Consider the following 17,494-nt stretch of genomic DNA (forward strand, 5'->3'; position numbering starts at 1 on the left):
TCTTCACGTTAGTGCTGTATTTTTCTGCGTCTCTGGCTGACATGGATTTCGTCGCCTCTTGGAGGCGCACCATGGTGTCCCGAGCCTGGTCTCGTGGCGCAGGGGTGCAGCCGGTCAGTCCCGATACCCCGACGCAGGCCAGTACAACGACCGCGGCGACTTGTGCGGCGTGTTTCGTTTCCACCCAGCCCCTCCTAGCCCAGCGTCGCGCCAGGCGCCGATGCGCCGGGTCCACTGAGCCCCAATCGCCATTGACGTAGCCGGACTTTACCAGTAGGAGACCAGGGCCATGGTTGGCCTGACATAATGTTGATTATCGGTAGTTTCCCGAGTAGGCGCCGGCGCCATCAAACTGCGCAGATCACGCCGCGCTACCTGCTGTACAGGCGGCTCCAGTGAGCTGCCCCCGCCGCACGCACACGTGCAACCATGACCCAGCACGGTTAGCGGCGGCCACGAGGCGTCTTACGAAGTTCAGCTGAACCGCGTCGACTCGCCGAGCGCAACAAACGCGATCGACTCGCAGCACCTCCCGACTCACGCTCTCAGCACCCGAACTGACATAACGCCTCCCTACCGTTGCCGAGGCGGTCCAAACGCGCCCACCGAGCTGGGCCAGCGTAGGACCTACCCAGTGCTGCACACGATCGGCGCACCGATCTCAGGACGAATTTCGCAGAACCGCGGGTTGCGGGCCCAGATCGTGCACGGAAACCGGATCCATCCTGAGAACGGTACCCATGCATCTTGGAACGGCGCCTGCGTTAGCGCCCCGCGGCCGCGCCATCGACGGCGGCCCGCTGCCGTGCCGCCTCGTACAGCATCAGCGTGGCGGCGTTCGACGCGTTCAGCGAGCTCGCCGAGCCGCTCATCGGCACCCGCACCATCACGTCCGCTGCCTCGCGCCAACCTCGTGCCAGCCCGGTGGTCTCGTTGCCGATCAGCACCAGAGACGGCTGCGTGAAGTCGTAGTCCCACACGTCCACGTCGCCGTGCTCGTCCGTCGCGACCAGCGTGAGCGGCGTGCCCTGCGCGCGCACCTCGTGCACCCAGTCGAACACCGGACCGCCCGAAGACGTCCTGACGACAGGCGTGGCGAACAGCGAGCCGGTCGAGGCGCGGACCGACTTCGGATCGTACGGATCGGCCGCGTGCCCGGAGACGATCAGGCCGTGCCCGCCGAGTGCGTCCATCGACCGCAGGATCGAACCGATATTGCCGGGCTGGGTCGGACGGTCGAAGACCATCCCGAGGAAGTCACGGGGCACCTGGATCCGCGACAGCTCGTCGTCGGGCATCGCCACCACGGCGATGATCTCGGTGGCGCCCTCCTCTTTGTCCGCAAGCTCGGCGAGCAGCGCAGCACTCATCGCGATCGTCTCCGGCGCCTGCTGCAGCACCTCGCGCGCCCAGGGCGACAGGGATCGCTCCGCATCGTGGATCACGGTCAGGATGCTCCAACCGTGCTCGATCGCCTGAGAGATCGGACGCACCCCCTGGACGATGAAGCGCTGCTCCCGCAGGCGATGGTTGCGGTTGCGCGTCAGCGCCTCCAGCAGTTGGAACCGCGAGTTGCGAGTAGAGATCCGAAGGTCCGCCATTGTCTTCCCCTCACGCGCCCACATAGGCGGCGAGGTGCTCCCCCGTGACCGTGGATTTTGCGGCGACCAGCTCGGCCGGCGTGCCTTCGTAGACGATACGCCCACCGTCATGGCCGGCGCCGGGCCCGACATCGATGATCCAGTCGGCGTGCGCCATGACCGCCTGATGATGCTCGATCACGATCACCGACTTGCCGGCGTCGACGAGTCGGTCCAGCAGCCCCAGCAGGTTCTGCACGTCAGCGAGGTGGAGACCCGTGGTCGGCTCGTCCAGGACGTAGGTCGCCGCGCCGTCGGCCATCTGCGTGGCGAGCTTGATGCGCTGGCGCTCTCCACCGGACAGCGTCGACAACGGCTGGCCGAGCGACAGGTATCCGAGTCCGACATCTTCGAGCCGGCTCAGGATCGTGACTGCAGCGGGGATCTTCGCCTCTCCCCCGCGGAAGAACTCGTGCGCTTCCGCGACAGGCATATCGAGCACTTCCGTGATGTCCTTCCCTGCGAGCTTGTACTCGAGCACCGCGACCTGAAAGCGCTTTCCTCCGCAGTCCTCGCAGGGGCTCTCGACGGTGTCCATGAAGCCGAGCTCCGTGACGATGACGCCGGCGCCTTTGCACGTCGGGCACGCCCCCTCGGAGTTGGCACTGAACAGCGCAGGCTTCACGCCGTTCGCCTTGGCGAACGCCTTGCGGATCGGCTCAAGCAGTCCGGTGTACGTGGCCGGATTACTGCGCCGCGACCCCTTGATCGCGGTCTGGTCGATCGAGACGACGCCCTCGCCCTTGGCGACAGAACCGTGGATCAGGGAGCTCTTGCCGGATCCGGCGACACCAGTGACCACGGTCAGGACGCCGAGCGGCACGTCGACGTCGACGGCCTGCAGGTTGTTGGTCGTGGCCCCGCGCACCTCGATCGCCCCGGTGCGCTCGCGCACCTCGGGCTTGAGGGTGGCTCGATCGTCGAGGTGACGACCGGTGAGGGTTCCGCTGGCACGCAGCCCCTCGACCGTGCCCTCGTAGCAGATCTCGCCACCCGCACTGCCTGCTCCGGGACCGAGGTCGACGACGTGATCCGCGATCGCGATGGTCTCCGGCTTGTGCTCGACGACCAACACGGTGTTGCCCTTGTCGCGCAGCTGCTCGAGCAGGCCGTTCATGCGCTGGATATCGTGCGGGTGCAACCCGATGGTGGGCTCGTCGAACACGTAGGTGACGTCGGTGAGCGAGGATCCGAGGTGCCGCAGCATCTTGATCCGCTGCGCTTCTCCCCCGCTCAGCGTGCCGCTGGGCCGCTCGAGCGACAGATAGCCGAGCCCGAGAGTGACGAACGCCTGCAGATTGGCCCGCAGCGCCTCCAGCAGCGGCCCGGCGCCGGGCAGGTCGAGTCCACGCACCCACGCGGCGAGGTCGGTGACCTGCATACGGCAGGCGTCTGCGATGCTCACGCCCTCGATCTTCGAAGAGCGCGCGCCCTCGGTGAGCCGCGTGCCGTCGCACTCCGGGCAGATCGCGAACGTCGCGACGCGCTCGACGAACGCGCGGATGTGCGGCTGCAGCGCCTCGATGTCCTTGGACAGCATGGATTTGGTGATCTTCGGGATCAGCCCCTCGTAGGTGATGTTGATCCCGTTGATCTTGACCTTGGTGACCTCGCCGTACAGGAACAGTTGACGCTGCTTCTCCGTGAACGCAGAGATCGGCTTGTCGCCCGGGTAGAAGCCGGACTCCGCGAACTGACGCACCATCCAGCCGTCGGCGGTGTACCCGGGCACCATGATCGCGCCGTCATTCAGCGACTTCGTCTCGTCGACGATCTGCGCGAGATCCAGATCCGACACCGCTCCCCTGCCCTCGCATCGCGGGCACATGCCCCCCAGGTAAATGGCGTCCTTGACGATCTTCTTCTCACCGCCGGGCCCCGTCATCACGCCGCTGGCCTTCTGCGTGGGAATGTTGAAGGAGAACGCGGTCGGCCCGCCGATGTAGGGGGTGCCGAGCTTCGAGAACAGGATCCGCAGCATCGCGTTCGCGTCGGTCACGGTGCCGACCGTCGAGCGAGGGTTCGCGCCCAGGCGCTCCTGATCGACGAGGATCGCCGTGGTGAGCCCTTCGAGCACGTCGACGTCGGGGCGCGGAACCGACGGCATGAAGCCCTGCACGAACGCGCTGTAGGTCTCGTCGATCATCCGACGCGATTCGGCCGCGATCGTGTCGAACACGAGCGAGCTCTTGCCGGATCCGGAGACACCGGTGAACACCGTCAACCGGCGCTTGGGCAGCTCGATCGAGACGTCCTTGAGATTGTTCTCCCGGGCGCCCTGCACCCGGATCGCATCGTGAGTGTCGGCGATGTGCGACTCGGTGATCGGCATGCTGCTCCGTATCGTGCGGGCGGATGGGGGCGGGACAAAAGAATAGCGGTGCCCGCCGACGCGCCGGCGGGCACCGCAGAGGAGTCAGGCGACCTGCTGCAGTCGGATCATGTTGCCCGCCGGGTCGCGGAACGCGCAATCGCGGATCCCATAGGGCTGGTCGATCGGCTCCTGCACGACGTCGGCCCCGCGCGCCTCGATCTCGGCGAACGCGGCATCCACGTTCTGGGTCGCGAGCACCACGCCGCCGAAGCTGCCCTTCGCCATGAGCTCCAGGATGGTGCGCCGCTCATCGTCGTTGATGCCCGGATCCACCGCGGGCGGCGTGARCACGATGGAGGTATCGGGCTGGTTCGCCGGACCGACCGTGAGCCAGCGCATCTGCTGGTAGCCGACGTCCTTGCGGAGCTCCCATCCGAGCACGTCACGATAGAAGCGGAGCGACTCCTCCGCGTCGGTGTGGGGAAGAAAGCTCGCGTTGATCATGATGTCCATGCCGCTCACGCTACGCCGGACGATCCTGCGGGGCTTCTCGATTCCTGATCGGTCTCGTCGCCTGCTTCTCGATCCACGACGGGATCCCGGGACCCAGTCCGGGGTCGGCACGATATCGGCTCGGCGAGACGCCTACGAGTTCCGAGAATCGCGTGCTGAACGTGCCCAGCGACTGGAAGCCCACGGCGAAGCACGCCTCCGTCACGGAGACGTCTCCCCTGCGCAGCAGAGCCATCGCGCGCTCGATCCTGCGCGTCATCAGATAGGAATAGGGAGGCTCGCCGTACACGAGCTTGAACTGCCTGCTGAGGTGACCGGCCGACATGTGCACGCCCGCCGCCAGCGCCTCGACGTCGAGCGGTTGCGCGTACTCGCGATCGATGCGGTCCCGCACCTTCCGCAGCGCCGCGAGATCGCGCAGGCGATCATCGTCGGCGGGCGAATTCATCCTCCGATCCTCGCACGACGGCCCGGGACACGGGTGGTCCGCCTTGCCGTCGCCGTCACACGTGCCGCTGTACAGTGAGGGCATCCCCAACTCCCAGGAATTACTCAGAAAGGGTCATCCTCATGTCCGAAGCAGTTGCCGGAGCGAAGAGCCTCGTGAAGTCGCTTCGAGTGTTCCTCGCCGTCTCCGGCGTCATCGCCCTCATCGCGGGCCTCGTCATGCTGGTGTGGCCGGTCAAGACCGCCTTCGTCCTCACCGGCATCATCGCCGCCTACCTGATCGTCGCCGGTGTCGTGTACATCGGACTCGGCATCTTCAGCGCAGGGAAGTCCGGATGGGCCCGTCTGGGGCACATCCTGCTCGGCCTGCTGTACATCGTCGCCGGCGTCATCGCCTTCGCGAACATCCAGACCGCCGCGATCGCCTTCGCCCTCGTGACCGTGATCTTCATCGGCGTGAGCTGGATCTTCGACGGCGTCGTCTCGCTCACCCTCATGGGCAACGACGGATCCAAGACCTGGACACTGCTGTACGCACTGCTCAGCATCATCGCCGGCATCGCCGTGATCAGTCTGGGTCTCGCCGCCGTGCCGTTCTTCTGGCTGTTCCTCGCGATCTCGCTGGTCGTGCTCGGCATCGCGCAGATCGTGCGCGCGATCACGATCGGTAAGGACGCGAAGGCGGCAGCCGCGGCCGCCGGCATCTGAACCGCACGTCGCACGCAAAAGCGGCCCGGAGCGCGTGAGCTCCGGGCCGCTTTCCTGTGCCTTCAGGCACCCTACTCCGCGACGAACGCGCTGACGTCGCCGATGAGCCGGGTGTTGTCGGCCGGAACCGGATCGACGGCGGCCTGCGCCACTTCGGCGGCGAACTCCGCGACGTTGTAGAGGCGGCCTGCCGACTCGCGACGCTGCGAGATCGCGCCGGGGTTGGCCCGCTCCAGCAGTGTGGCGGTGATGGTGCCCTCGATCATGTCGCCGGAGACGACGACGAACTCGAGGCCCTGTTCCTCAATCGAAGKGATCAGCTCGCGCAGGGCATCCTCACCCGCACGCTTGGAGAGCGCGACGGGCTCGTACTCCGGCATGGTCGGCGTGGTCCGGATGAAGTGGGCCTGGTGGCTCGTGACGAACACGATGCGGCCGCCCTCGCGCAGCAGCGGGAGCGCCGCCTGCAGGACGTTGACCTGGGCGTCGCGGTTGAGGCGCAGCGCATAGTCCTCGCCCATGTTCGCTTCCATGCCGCCCGATGCATTGAGCACCAGGACGTCGAGGCCGCCGAACTCCGCCTTCACCGCGTCGAACATCCCCGCAACGGATGCCGGATCGGTCAGATCGGCGCCGACCACGAGGGCGCGGCGACCGAGCGCGCGCACCTCGCCCGCGAGCTTCTCGGCACGAGGGGCTTTGTTGCGGAAATTGATGACGACGTCGGCCCGGGCCTCGGCGAAATACCGGATGGTGTCGGCGCCGATGCCGCGGGAGGATCCGGTGACGAGGGCGACCTTGCCGGTCAGCGATTCGGCGGGAAGGATCTGAGACACGGGGACTCCTCGAGAGGGGGCGCACGGGGCGCGCGGGTGGGACCAGATCACCCTACCAATCCGCGTGATTCCGCGGCGCGTGACGCGGTGGCCGCGCCCGGACCGCGTGATAGGTTGGCAAAAAGAGGGGGCGGCATGGATACGATCCTGCAGATGTTCCAGGACTGGGCGTGGATCGGCTGGCTGGTCCTCATGGTCCTGTTCTTCGTCGTCGAGATCTTCACCCTCGACATGACGTTCCTCATGCTCGGCCTCGGCTCCGCCGTCGGCCTGCTCTCCACCCTCACCGGCTGGCCGGTCTGGGTGCAGGTGATCATCGCCGCGCTCTCCGCCGTGCTGCTCATCTTCGTGCTGCGGCCTCCGCTGCTGCGACGCCTGCATCGCGGCGAGGATCAGACCCGGTCGAACGTCGACGCGCTGCTCGGTCTGCACGGCACCGTGCTGCTGGAGGTCACCGCGCTCACCGGGCAGGTCAAGCTCAGCAACGGTGAGACCTGGACCGCCCGTCTCGCCTCCGACGCTCCCGTCATCGCGCCCCTCTCCCCCGGCGCCCCCGTCACCGTGGCGCGCATCGAAGGCGCCACCGCATACGTCCGTTCCGCCCACGTCTAGGAGAAACAGGAGCAGCCCTTCATGGACAGCGCGTCCTTCATCCCCACCGCCATCGGGTGGATCCTGGCGATCGCCGTCATCATCTTCGTGTTGGTGACGATCGCGCGATCGGTCAGGATCATCCCGCAGGCGACAGCCGGTGTCGTCGAGCGTCTCGGCAGGTACCACAAGACCCTCATGCCGGGTCTGAACCTGCTGGTGCCGTTCGTCGACCGTCTGCGTCCGCTCATCGACATGCGCGAGCAGGTCGTCTCGTTCCCGCCGCAGCCCGTGATCACCGAGGACAACCTGGTGGTCTCGATCGACACGGTCGTCTACTTCCAGGTGACCGACGCCCGGGCCGCGACCTACGAGATCGCGAACTACCTCGGCGCCGTCGAGCAGCTCACCACGACCACGCTGCGCAACGTCGTCGGCGGGCTGAACCTCGAAGAGGCACTGACCAGCCGCGACAACATCAACGGGCAGCTGCGCATCGTGCTCGATGAGGCGACAGGCAAGTGGGGCATCCGCGTCGGACGCGTGGAGCTCAAGGCCATCGACCCGCCGGTCTCCATCCAGGACTCGATGGAGAAGCAGATGCGCGCCGAGCGTGATCGCCGCGCTGCGATCCTGACCGCTGAGGGCACCAAGCAGTCGCAGATCCTCGAGGCCGAGGGCCAGCGGCAGGCGGACATCCTCCGCGCCGAGGGCGAGAAGCAGGCGGCGGTGCTCCGCGCCGAAGGTGAGGCCGAGGCGATCCAGAACGTCTTCAACGCGATCCACCAGGGCCAGCCGGACGACAAGCTCCTCGCCTACCAGTACCTGCAGATGCTCCCGAAGATCAGCGAGAGCGCGTCCAGCAAGCTCTGGATCATCCCGAGCGAGTTCACGGAGGCCCTGAAGAACTTCGGCGGCGCGTTCACGCCCGGCTCCGGCGGATCCACCCCGTTCACCCCGAAGGCACCCGCGACGACCTCGGCGCCGACCACGCGTGCGGCGGCATCGGCCACTGCCGTTCCCCCCGCGCCCGCCTCTGACGGCGTCGCGTGACCCACCCGTATTTCCAGGGCGCCTCGGCGCCTCGAGTCCTCGCTCACCGCGGTCTGGTGGGCGAGGACTCGTCTGTGTTCGACAACTCGGCCCTCGCCATCGCGGCCGCGGACGCCGCGGGCGCGGAGTACGCGGAGACGGATTGCAGGGCGACCGCTGACGGCGATGCGGTGCTGTTCCACGATGAGACCCTGCAACGGCTGCTGGGCGATCCCCGGCCTGTCGCCGAGGTGACGACGGAAGAGCTGGCGAAGCTGTTCGCCGCTCATGGCGGACTTCTCACCCTCGCGGAAGCCCTCGAGTCGTTCCCGCTGTTGCGGTTCAACGTCGATGTGAAAGCGCGGGCGGCCGCTGACGATGTCGGGCGCGCGGTCGCGCCGCACGCGCATCGGGTGCTCCTCACCAGCTTCGACGACCGCAACCGGCACGCCGCGCTGGCGGCCGCCGTGAGGGCCGACGCCGATGTGCTGCCCGCCTCTTCTGGAGGAAGGAACGCCGTCGCGATGCTGCAGCTGGCCTCCGCTCTCCGCCTGCGGGGGTGGGCGCGGAGGATCCTGCGGGGGCTCGACGCCGTGCAGATCCCCGAGCGGTTCGGTCCCCTGCGCGTCTTCACGCCCGCTTTCGTCCGCGCGGCGCATGACGCGGGCGTCGAAGTGCACGTGTGGACGGTGAACGACCCCGAGCGCATGCGGGCGCTGGTCGCGGCCGGCGCCGACGGCATCGTCACGGACCGGGCGGACGTCGCCATCAGGGCCCTGAGCCCTCACTGAGATCCGGTTTCACGATAGGGCGGACTCAGTCCTTAACTCTTCGGACGCGGCCTCGGGCTGGGTATCGACTGTGAAAGCGTTCATGGTTTGCCCCCTTCGCATCTTCCGCACAGGCCGGGCCGATATACCTGAGGTCGACGAGAGGACCACACAATGGCAGATCGCAGCCTTAGAGGTATCCGACTCGGCGCCCAGAGCCTTCAGAGCGAAGAGGGCGTCGTCTTCATGGAACGCCAGCAGAGCGCATACACCTGCGACTCCTGCGGCCACGTGACCACCCTGATGTTCGCGGCCGATGCCGAGCCGCCGACCACCTGGGAATGCCGCACCTGCGGCGCCGATGCCCGCCTTCAGGTCGACGGCAAGTCCGTCGAGATCGCAGGGGACGGCGACAAGGCAGGCCGCACCCACTGGGACATGCTTCTGGAACGCCGCACCCGCGCAGAGCTCGAGGAGCTCCTCGAGGAGCSCCTCGCGTTCATCCGCGCGCGTCGCGGTGCCGGTGAGGATCCGACCCGCGAGCGGATCGGCGCCTAAGCTCCCGACCAGCCTCGTCGCACACGGGCGGAAACACCCGCGAACGCGACAAGGAGCAGCCCGCCCCACAGCAGGATCTGCTCCAGCCAGGGCCCGATGAGCACCCCCGCGGTCGCCCCGGTGTGCAGCTCGACATCTTCGAGCAGCGCACCGGGGCGATCCTCGTCCAGCGACGCCTGCGTCGATCCGTCGGCCCTGATCACCTGGCTCGTGCCGACGGTCGAGATGTTCACGACGGAACGTCCCGTCTCGACGGCGCGCATGCGTGCGATCCCGAGCTGCTGCAGGTTCTCCTCGGTTCCGCGGAAGTCGGCATTGTTGGTCTGGAACACGAGCACCTGCGCTCCGGATCCGATGCCCTCTGCGATGAGGTCGTCATAGATCACGTCGAAGCAGATCGCGAGCCCCACAGGGGTGTCCCCGACACGGACGACCGGAGTATCAGAGCCCGGGGTGTACTCCCGCCCGATCAGGCCGATGAGATCGGGCACGATCGCGTTGTAGAACGCGCGATCCGGCACGTACTCGCCGAACGGCACAGGATGGCGCTTGGCGTGGGTCTGCACGTCCCCCCTGGCCAGAGGACGGTGGTTGTCGGCGGGCCACAGGAACGAGGTGTTGTAGAACAGCTCGCCCTTCTGCGTGGCCGCGTTCGCGAGGATCGGCGCGTTCACGCGAGCCGAGATCCCGTCGAGCGCGTCGGCCAGTACCGGGTACTGGAACGGATCGTCGTCCAGGCCGCCCTCCGGCCAGACCAGCAGATCCATGCGCTTCCCGTACAGAGGTGCGGTGGCCGCCGCCTGTGCGGCGAGCACCGACAAGGGTTCGCGTTTGTCGAAGTATCCGGTCGGGCCGTTGCCCTGTACGGCTCCGATGCGCATCGATCCGTTCGCCGTCGTCGGGAACGCGGGCAGGAATGCGAGGAGCGCCACGAGCGTCGCGGGCAGCACGAGCGCCACGGCGCGCGGACGACCTCGTGTCCGCACGAGCTCGACGAGGAGCACGACGAGGAGGACCATCAGGAAACCCAGTCCGCTGATCCCGATCCAACTCGTCACGCGCGCCGCCGAGGTGTCGGACAGCGTGTACGCGATGCGCGCCCACGGGAATCCGCCATACGGCCAGTTGCCCAGGAACACCTCCCGGCCGACCCACAGCGCGGCGACGACGAGCGAGAGCACGAGCGAGCGGGCAGGCCCCTGGCGCATGATCCGCGGGATCCACCGGTACGCGAGCGTGACCGGAATCAGCGCGATCGCGGTCAGGGCGCCTTCGAGCAGTCCGAGGGCGAGCCATGGGATGGGCCCCAGATAGCGCGCCGTCCACGAGACGAGAACCAGGAAGAACACGGCGCCGTACACGAAGCCCACCAGCAGCGCGGACCAGGTGCGCCGACCGATCAGGGCGAGCAGGAGCAGCGCCACGGCGGGGAACGCCACGATCCAGATCGAGAGCGCCGGGAATGCCAGGTTCAGCAGTCCGCCCGCGGCAGCCGCCGCGATCAGAGCCGCCCACAGCGGTAGCACGGGACGGATCGTGGAGGGCGCGGCGCCGGCATCGACGGGCGCGGTGAGGCGGGTCGTCACGGTCACATCGACGAGTAGGCGACGATACCGCGGCGGACGCCGTCGAGCGCGGTGCGGGCGGTACGAGCCGTCTCCGCGTTCGGGGCGACGATCGAGAGCTGATCCAGCAGATCGATCGTCTGCTTGGCCCAGCGGACGAAGTCTCCCGCCGCCATGTCGGCGTCCTCCAGCACGGCGTCGAGCGCGCTTCCGCGCGCCCAGGCGTGCATCGCGCCGGCGAGCCCGGCGGAAGGACGGTCGGATCCGGGCAGCCTGTTGTCGTGCTCGAGGTCGTCGAGCTCGGCCCAGAGCTCCTGCGTGCGCTCCCAGGCGATCCTGAACCGGCCTCGCGGCAGGTCCCTGGGGTCGATGGACCCGTCATCGCGCCGCGGCTCGTAGACGAGCGCACAGGCCATCGCCGCCAGAGACGGCGCGTCCAGGCCGTCCCACAAACCGCGCCGGAGCGACTCCGCCACGAGCAGGTCGCGCTCCCCGTAGATGCGCTGCATCGTGCGCCCCGCATCGGTGAGCGTCAGCGCGTCCCCACTCCCCTGCACGTAGCCGACCTCGGCGAGCACGTCCAGCACGCGGTCGAACACGCGGGCCACGGTGCCGGTGCGGTTCTCGATCTGACGGCGCGTGCGGTCGGTCTCGCGCTTGAGCTTCCAGTACCGCTCTGCCCAGCGGGCATGCTGCTCTCGATCGGGGCATCGGTGGCAGGCGTGGCGCTGCATCGCGCGGCGCAGCGACTCGATCTGATGCAGTCGCTTCTCGCGCGCTCCTCGCGGAGCCTGCTGGTCGGTGCGGTTCTTCTTCTCCAAATCGCTGAGCTCGCGGCGGATCGCCGAGTACTCCGTGAAGTCGCCGCGGTCGCACGTCATAGACCCGAGGTAGCCCTCGAGCGAAGTCTCGGCCTCGCGCACGGTGCGGGCCAGCCCCACGACGGCACGATCCGCCTGGAACTGCGCGAAGGAAGACTCCAGGACCTCGCGGGAGCGATTGCGGCCGAACCGGTCCAGCAGGTTCACCGCCATGTTGTACGTGGGCCGGAAGCTGGAGTTCAGCGGGTAGGTGCGCCGCGAGGCGAGCGCGGCGACGGCCTGGGGGTCCATGCTCTCGGTCCACTGAACGACGGCGTGCCCCTCGACGTCGATCCCGCGCCGGCCGGCACGTCCGGTGAGCTGGGTGTACTCCCCCGAAGTGATCGCGACGCGCGCTTCGCCGTTGAACTTCTCCATGCGCTCGAGCACCACGGTGCGGGCCGGCATGTTGATGCCCAGCGCGAGCGTCTCGGTTGCGAAGACGACCTTGAGCAGGCGCGCCTGGTAGAGCTCCTCGACGATCTCCTTGAACGCGGGCAGCAGCCCCGCGTGGTGCGCCGCGATGCCGCGCTCCAGATTGTCCAGCCAGTCCCAGTACCCGAGCACGGCCAGGTCCTCGTCGCGCAGCGTGCGCACGCGGTCCTCGACGATGGCGCGGATCTCCCGCCGCTCCTCCGCCGTGGTCAGCCTCAGCCCGGAGCGGCGTACCTGCTGCACCGCGGAGTCGCAGCCCACCCGGCTGAAGATGAAGAAGATCGCCGGCAACAGGTTCGCACGATCGAGCAGATCCACGACCTGAGGGCGATCGAGCCGCTCGATCCGGCGCACGTTGGCCGAACGCACCGGGCGCTTGCCGCCCCGCTGCGGACGCCGCCCCTGCGCGCCCGCATGGCTCGCGCTGCGATACTGCTGCGCGTCGCGGTTGCGCTCGTAGTTCGCTCCGCCGAATGAGCGGATCCGCAGCAGCTCCTGGTTGACCTGCGCGGTGGCGATACCCGCCCGGTCGTCGAACAGCGGCAGCAGATCGTCCCGTACGAGCACGTGCTGCTCCAGCGGGACAGGGCGCGTCTCAGAGACGATGACCTCGGTGCCGCCACGGACCGTGTCCAGCCAGTCGCCGAACTCCTCCGCGTTCGACACCGTCGCGCTGAGCGCGACGATCCGCACGCTCAGCGGGAGGTGGATGATGACCTCTTCCCAGACGGCGCCGCGGAACCGGTCGGCGAGGTAGTGCACCTCGTCCATGATCACGTAGCGGAGATGGTCCAGAGCGCGCGAATCCGCGTAGATCATGTTGCGAAGCACCTCTGTGGTCATCACCACGATGCGCGCAGAGCCGTTGATGTTGACGTCTCCGGTGAGCAGCCCCACCTGGTCGGCCCCGTAGACGTCGACCAGCTCACGGAACTTCTGATTCGACAGCGCCTTCATCGGCGTCGTGTAGAACGCCTTGTCCGACGGGGTCGACATCGCCTGATGGATCGCGAACTCGCCGATGATCGTCTTGYCCGCGCCCGTGGGCGCGGCCACGAGGACGCTGCTGCCGCGCTCCAGGGCGTGGCAGCCCTCGATCTGGAACGGATCCAGCTGGAACCGCTGCATCGCGGCGAACGACGTCGTGGCGGGGTGGTCCTGAGCGGCGCGGGCGGCGGCGTAACGATCCGCCGGCGAGGTCATACCGTGGGCTCCTCGAGGAACTCCTGCTGGCGCTTGTGCTTGCGCCTGTCGAACAGCATCGAGAGACCTGCGGCCGCGAAGTACAGCACGATGAGGATGCCGGCGAGCATCAGCATGCTCACCACATCGGCAGCAGGAGTCGCGAGAGCGGCGAACAGGCAGGCGATGAGGATCGCGATCCGCCAGGCCTTCAGAATCGCCCGTCCGGACATGATCCCGGCGAAGTTCAGCGCGACGAGGAACACCGGGATGATGAACGAGACGCCGATGACGAGCATCAGCTTGAAGACGAAGTCGTAGTAGTCCTGCGCGTTGTAGAAGTTCACCGCGCCCTTGGGAGTGAATCCCCACATCAGTTCAACGATGTGCGGCATGACCAGCACGCCCACATAGCAGCCCGCGAAGAACAGTGGTACAGCCGCAGCGATGAACCCGACCGTGTAACGGATTTCCTTCTTCGTGAGGCCGGGCATGATGAACGCCCAGACCTGCCAGAGCCAGACGGGCGCCGACAGGAAGATGCCGATCGAGAACGCGATCCGCATTCGCATGTCGAACGCCGCGGTCACGGTGCCGAAGTTCAACGCCGCGAAGTCATCGCCACGTTCTCGCGCCACTTGCTGGATCGGCTCGGTCACGAACGCGATGATCGGGTCTGCGACCACGAACGCGATCACCATGCCGAGCACGAGCGCGCCTGCGGCGAGGACGAGTCGCTTGCGCAACTCGATGAGATGCCCCGCGAGGGGCATGGTGCTATCGCGACGCGGCTTCCGCCCCTTCGTCGCCGGTGCCGCGTCGGTCACGCCCGTCAGCGCTGGGTACCGGCGTCGTGCGGCGGGTTGACAGCGGTGGTGTCGGCAACGTTCGGTGCGGCGGTCGGCAGAGCCGTCGTCGCGGGCGCGGGCGTCGATGCGGCGGTGGCGTCCGTCGCAGAGGCTGCGGCGTCGTCGTCCTTCATGGCCTTCATCTCACCCTTGAAGACGCGTGCCGACTGCCCCATGCTCTTCGCGAGCGCGGGAAGCTTGGCCGCGCCGAACAACAGCAGGATGACGGCGAGGATGATGACCAGATGCCATCCGTTGAGTCCGGCGAACATGATGATCTCCCTTGATGGATCGGGTGTTGCGCCACAGTCTACCGTGACTGCGGGGTGGTTTGTTCGGAGTACAGCGCAAGTGCTGCGATCGCCCATTCGCGAGCGGCGGATCGCGCCGACGCGGGCTCCAGGATCTCCACCGCACCGCCGAAGCGAGCGGCCAGCCGCTTCAGGCTGAGCGGATCCCCCACGTGCAGCGTAGCGGTCATCGAGCCGTTCTCCACGCCGGCCTCGGCGCGGCGCAGGTAGTCGCGCAGCAGCGGGGCGAGGCGTTCCGGGAAACGGATGACAGCCTCATCGCGCTCCTCGTTCCCGGCGAACAGCTCCGGAACGGGTTCGTCCCCATGCGTGATCGGAATCTCGGTGAGGCGCGGCTCGCTGACACGGTCCAGATGGAACGTGCGCATCGCGCGGCGCAGATGGCACCAGCCCTGCAGGTACCACTGCCCGTTGGTGATCAGCACGGTCACAGGGTCGACGGTGCGCGTCGTCGGAGCCGCATCGGGCGCGCGATAGGTGAAGGACACCGCGACGTGCTCCTGCAGAGCTGTCGCGACCACCGTGCGGACCTCGTCGACCGGTCCCGGCGCGACGATGACATCGGCGGGCAGCCCGGCAGCTCCGCGGGACAGCTTCGCGATGAGCCGCTGCACCACTCCCGAATCGGCGACGCCCGGCACCGCCGAGGCCAGCTGCAGGCCGGCGACCAGAGCAGCGGCCTCGCGGGCCGTGAACTTGGGCACGCGGCGCAGTCCCACGTCGTTGGTGATCTCGATGATGCCCTGCTCGTCGAGCAGGTCCCAGTTGATGTCGAACAGCTCCTGCGGCGCCTGCCAATAGCCCTCATCACCGGGCAGCCCGATCACGGTGAGCTTCTCGACCATGGCCCGCATCTGGGCCTCGGTCATGTCGAACTCCGCCGCGGCCTCGGCCAGCGACACCTCACCGCGCTCGAGCAGGTACGGCACGAGCGTGAGATAGGCCCGGACGCGATCCGAGCTCAGCAGAGGTCTGCGCTGCGCCATCATGCCCCGCCCTTCGCCTCGGCGTGCGCCGCAGCCGCGGCGCGCAGGCGCACGATCACCGCATCGCGCAGCACCGCGGGTTCCACCACGCGCACCTCCGGCCCATAGGAGGCCAGCTCGTCCGCGAGGATGTGCAGATCCACGTACGGCACGCGGATCCCCTGCAGCGCCGGTTCCGCACGGCGCCCCAGGCGCAGCGCCGCTTCGGTGCCCGGAGTGATCTCGAGCAGCGCGGAGTGGGCGGCCGCGACGGCTTCCAGGCTTGCGAGCGCCCGCTCCCCCGCGCCTTCACGCAGTTCGGCGGGGAAGGCGTCGTTCGTGACGGTCACGTCGCCCACGATGCGCGTGAGCAGGAACATGCGGTCGCCCTCGGCATCGACGTCACGCCCGAAGACGTGCCAGCGCGCCTCGTACTCGACGAGCGCGAGCGGCCGCACGCGCCGTCGGCGGGGCGCCTGCTCCCCCGGTTTCAGATAGTCGAAGACCACGACGACGCTGCGCTCGATGGCCCCTTGCAGCGGGGCGAACGCGACATCGCGGGCCGTGATCCGCGGCGCGAAACCGATGATCGGTTCGTCCACGTCGATGCCCAGTGCGCGGATCTTGCGAAGCCCTGCCTGGGCATCAGCGGACAGGGACTCCTCGCTCCACACGCTTCCGGCGAGGCGCAGCACCGCGAGCTCGGCCGGCGTGAACTCGATGTCGACGGGCAGGTCGTATTCCGCCTTCGGAATACGGTAGCGGGCCTCGCGCAGATCATTCGGGTCGGCGTGGTCGCCCAGCGTCTCGACCGGGATGCCGAGAGCGCGCAGCTCGTCCTTGTCCCGCTCGAACATCTTGTCGAGGGCGTCGGCCCTGCCTTCGGCTCGCTGGCGGTAGCCCGAGACGGAAGCGAGGATCTGCTGCTTGGTCAGGCCGATCTCCGTGGCCATGAGCGCCACGACGAGATTCGTCAGGCGCTCCTCCGCGGGGATCCGTTCCGCCATCTACTGCCCCGTCGCCGAGGAGTTGTCGATCCCGAGGATGTCGACGACGATCGCCTGCGTGCCGTTTCCGTCCGAGCCGGTGCTCTGGCCAGCGGCCGCCGGCGGGACGACCAGGAGGACCTGGGATCCGACGGTCTGGCCCTCGATCCCGGCCGCGCCGGGGATCACGGCGGACTGCGAGTCCCAGGTGTTGTTGACGACCTTGCGGGTGTCCCAGTCCACGCTCGTGAACTGCACACGGACGCCGTCGGTCTTCTTCACCTTCGGGCCGTCGCCGTGGATGAGGGTCTGCACCACCTGCTTGGTGGGCTTCTTGGCATCCGGGATGATGACGCCCGGCCGGCCGTCGGGAGCGCGCACCACGGTCGGCAGGCCGAGCGCGTCGTTGTACTCCAGCGATCCCTCCGCATGCGGGAGGAACACCGTGCGCACATCCACGACGCCGACGGCTGCCTCCTTCGCGGCCGTTCCCGCCGGGAAGCCGATGAGCAGGCGGGAGCCGGCCGTCGCGCACTCCAGCGCATCGCCGAGCACCTTCGCCTGAGCGGCCAGGGTGTTCACATCCGCGACCGCGGTCGTGCGGTCGAAGCCGGTCGCACCGATCCGCTGCCCCGTCCGGGCGTTGTAGAGCGCGATGTCGGCGACGAACGGCTGGTTCTTCGCGGTGATCGCGACACCCGTGCCGTGGATGAGGTCGTCGACGCTCGCCTTCTGCACCTTCGTCGGCAGCGACAGGGTGACGRACGGCTCCTTGCCGAAGTCGCCCTTCACGGTCACGGAGTTTGTGAGCGCGGAGGAGGTCGGCATCTCGGAGCAGGCCTGTCCCGCGAAGGACGGACCAGCGGAGCAGCCGGCCAACGCGAGGGCGGCGAGGCCGAGGGTGATCAGAGCAGCGGCAGTCTTACGCACGCG

18 protein-coding genes are annotated in these 17,494 nt (G+C 68.0%); 5 read left to right on the forward strand and 13 right to left on the reverse strand.

The window, feature by feature from the left end:
* The 5 genes from AC1DG4_RS13105 to AC1DG4_RS13125 form a co-directional block, all read right to left on the reverse strand.
* Nucleotides 1-184, reverse strand: a 184-nt coding sequence (locus AC1DG4_RS13105; protein WP_477421273.1) for a hypothetical protein, incomplete at its 3' end; no start/stop codon positions are given.
* Nucleotides 185-764: 580 nt separating this feature from the next.
* Nucleotides 765-1,601, reverse strand: a complete 837-nt coding sequence (locus tag AC1DG4_RS13110; protein ID WP_477379322.1) for a TrmH family RNA methyltransferase — start codon at nucleotides 1,599-1,601, stop codon at nucleotides 765-767.
* A 10-nt stretch (nucleotides 1,602-1,611) separates the two neighbouring features.
* Entirely contained in the window at nucleotides 1,612-3,972 is a 2,361-nt protein-coding gene (locus tag AC1DG4_RS13115) for an ATP-binding cassette domain-containing protein (RefSeq protein WP_477379320.1), read from the reverse strand.
* Between the two features lie 84 nt (nucleotides 3,973-4,056).
* Nucleotides 4,057-4,467, reverse strand: a complete 411-nt coding sequence (locus tag AC1DG4_RS13120) for a VOC family protein (RefSeq protein ID WP_477421274.1) — start codon at nucleotides 4,465-4,467, stop codon at nucleotides 4,057-4,059.
* 10 nt (nucleotides 4,468-4,477) lie between these two features.
* The gene (locus tag AC1DG4_RS13125) at nucleotides 4,478-4,915 is read right to left on the reverse strand and encodes a helix-turn-helix transcriptional regulator (RefSeq protein WP_477379316.1); all 438 of its coding nucleotides are present in this window, start codon (nucleotides 4,913-4,915) and stop codon (nucleotides 4,478-4,480) included.
* A gap of 122 nt (nucleotides 4,916-5,037) precedes the next feature.
* Between AC1DG4_RS13125 and AC1DG4_RS13130 the strand changes: the two genes are divergently transcribed.
* Nucleotides 5,038-5,622 carry an HdeD family acid-resistance protein gene (locus AC1DG4_RS13130; RefSeq protein WP_477379314.1) on the forward strand — a complete coding sequence of 195 codons (585 nt, stop codon included), beginning with the start codon at nucleotides 5,038-5,040 and terminating at the stop codon, nucleotides 5,620-5,622.
* Nucleotides 5,623-5,693: 71 nt separating this feature from the next.
* On the opposite strand, the gene AC1DG4_RS13135 is transcribed toward AC1DG4_RS13130, so the two are convergent.
* Nucleotides 5,694-6,458: an SDR family oxidoreductase gene (locus AC1DG4_RS13135; RefSeq protein WP_477421275.1), complete on the reverse strand. Its 765-nt coding sequence runs from the start codon at nucleotides 6,456-6,458 to the stop codon at nucleotides 5,694-5,696.
* A gap of 135 nt (nucleotides 6,459-6,593) precedes the next feature.
* On the opposite strand from AC1DG4_RS13135, the gene AC1DG4_RS13140 reads away from it, so the two are divergent.
* The 4 genes from AC1DG4_RS13140 to AC1DG4_RS13155 all read left to right on the forward strand — a co-directional run bounded on the left by AC1DG4_RS13140 (nucleotide 6,594) and on the right by AC1DG4_RS13155 (nucleotide 9,409).
* The gene (locus AC1DG4_RS13140) at nucleotides 6,594-7,070 is read left to right on the forward strand and encodes an NfeD family protein (protein WP_477379310.1); all 477 of its coding nucleotides are present in this window, start codon (nucleotides 6,594-6,596) and stop codon (nucleotides 7,068-7,070) included.
* A gap of 21 nt (nucleotides 7,071-7,091) precedes the next feature.
* Nucleotides 7,092-8,102: an SPFH domain-containing protein gene (locus AC1DG4_RS13145; RefSeq protein ID WP_477379308.1), complete on the forward strand. Its 1,011-nt coding sequence runs from the start codon at nucleotides 7,092-7,094 to the stop codon at nucleotides 8,100-8,102.
* The gene (locus AC1DG4_RS13150; protein WP_477379306.1) at nucleotides 8,099-8,872 is read left to right on the forward strand and encodes a glycerophosphodiester phosphodiesterase family protein; all 774 of its coding nucleotides are present in this window, start codon (nucleotides 8,099-8,101) and stop codon (nucleotides 8,870-8,872) included. Before AC1DG4_RS13145 ends, AC1DG4_RS13150 begins: the two co-directional genes overlap by 4 nt.
* A gap of 153 nt (nucleotides 8,873-9,025) precedes the next feature.
* Nucleotides 9,026-9,409: an RNA polymerase-binding protein RbpA gene (locus AC1DG4_RS13155; protein WP_477421276.1), complete on the forward strand. Its 384-nt coding sequence runs from the start codon at nucleotides 9,026-9,028 to the stop codon at nucleotides 9,407-9,409.
* Here AC1DG4_RS13155 and lnt read toward each other — a convergent pair.
* The 7 genes from lnt to AC1DG4_RS13190 are packed head-to-tail and all read right to left on the reverse strand — an operon-like array spanning nucleotide 9,406 to nucleotide 17,491.
* On the reverse strand, nucleotides 9,406-11,001 hold the full coding sequence (gene lnt, locus AC1DG4_RS13160) for an apolipoprotein N-acyltransferase (protein ID WP_477421277.1): 1,596 nt from the start codon (nucleotides 10,999-11,001) through the stop codon (nucleotides 9,406-9,408). The two genes, AC1DG4_RS13155 and lnt, sit on opposite strands and share 4 nt — an antisense overlap.
* Complete coding sequence (locus AC1DG4_RS13165) at nucleotides 10,998-13,472, reverse strand: DEAD/DEAH box helicase (protein WP_477421278.1); 2,475 nt, start codon at nucleotides 13,470-13,472, stop codon at nucleotides 10,998-11,000. Before AC1DG4_RS13165 ends, lnt begins: the two co-directional genes overlap by 4 nt.
* Nucleotides 13,469-14,224, reverse strand: coding sequence for a twin-arginine translocase subunit TatC (gene tatC, locus AC1DG4_RS13170; protein WP_477379298.1), 756 nt, complete (start codon nucleotides 14,222-14,224; stop codon nucleotides 13,469-13,471). The genes AC1DG4_RS13165 and tatC overlap by 4 nt, the downstream gene beginning before the upstream one ends.
* Nucleotides 14,225-14,283: 59 nt before the next feature.
* A complete protein-coding gene (tatA, locus tag AC1DG4_RS13175) occupies nucleotides 14,284-14,571 on the reverse strand; it encodes a Sec-independent protein translocase subunit TatA (RefSeq protein ID WP_477379296.1) in 288 nt (95 codons plus the stop codon).
* Nucleotides 14,572-14,609: 38 nt separating this feature from the next.
* The gene (locus AC1DG4_RS13180; RefSeq protein WP_477379294.1) at nucleotides 14,610-15,599 is read right to left on the reverse strand and encodes a helix-turn-helix transcriptional regulator; all 990 of its coding nucleotides are present in this window, start codon (nucleotides 15,597-15,599) and stop codon (nucleotides 14,610-14,612) included.
* Nucleotides 15,596-16,582: a helix-turn-helix transcriptional regulator gene (locus AC1DG4_RS13185; RefSeq protein WP_477379292.1), complete on the reverse strand. Its 987-nt coding sequence runs from the start codon at nucleotides 16,580-16,582 to the stop codon at nucleotides 15,596-15,598. The genes AC1DG4_RS13180 and AC1DG4_RS13185 overlap by 4 nt, the downstream gene beginning before the upstream one ends.
* Complete coding sequence (locus AC1DG4_RS13190) at nucleotides 16,583-17,491, reverse strand: FKBP-type peptidyl-prolyl cis-trans isomerase (protein WP_477421279.1); 909 nt, start codon at nucleotides 17,489-17,491, stop codon at nucleotides 16,583-16,585. It lies immediately after the preceding gene.
* Between the last annotated feature and the right edge of the window lie 3 nt (nucleotides 17,492-17,494).

The sequence above is a fragment of the Microbacterium sp. 05N427 genome (assembly GCF_056397105.1).

Bases quoted from the DNA above. Each gene is read 5' to 3' on its own strand.
- AC1DG4_RS13185 (WP_477379292.1), bottom strand. From the start codon at position 16,582: ATGGCGGAACGGATCCCCGCGGAGGAGCGCCTGACGAATCTCGTCGTG.
- AC1DG4_RS13125 (WP_477379316.1), bottom strand. From the start codon at position 4,915: ATGAATTCGCCCGCCGACGATGATCGCCTGCGCGATCTCGCGGCGCTG.
- AC1DG4_RS13180 (WP_477379294.1), bottom strand. From the start codon at position 15,599: ATGATGGCGCAGCGCAGACCTCTGCTGAGCTCGGATCGCGTCCGGGCC.
- AC1DG4_RS13145 (WP_477379308.1), top strand. From the start codon at position 7,092: ATGGACAGCGCGTCCTTCATCCCCACCGCCATCGGGTGGATCCTGGCG.
- tatC (WP_477379298.1), bottom strand. From the start codon at position 14,224: ATGCCCCTCGCGGGGCATCTCATCGAGTTGCGCAAGCGACTCGTCCTC.
- AC1DG4_RS13115 (WP_477379320.1), bottom strand. From the start codon at position 3,972: ATGCCGATCACCGAGTCGCACATCGCCGACACTCACGATGCGATCCGG.
- AC1DG4_RS13130 (WP_477379314.1), top strand. From the start codon at position 5,038: ATGTCCGAAGCAGTTGCCGGAGCGAAGAGCCTCGTGAAGTCGCTTCGA.
- AC1DG4_RS13110 (WP_477379322.1), bottom strand. From the start codon at position 1,601: ATGGCGGACCTTCGGATCTCTACTCGCAACTCGCGGTTCCAACTGCTG.
- tatA (WP_477379296.1), bottom strand. From the start codon at position 14,571: ATGTTCGCCGGACTCAACGGATGGCATCTGGTCATCATCCTCGCCGTC.
- AC1DG4_RS13140 (WP_477379310.1), top strand. From the start codon at position 6,594: ATGGATACGATCCTGCAGATGTTCCAGGACTGGGCGTGGATCGGCTGG.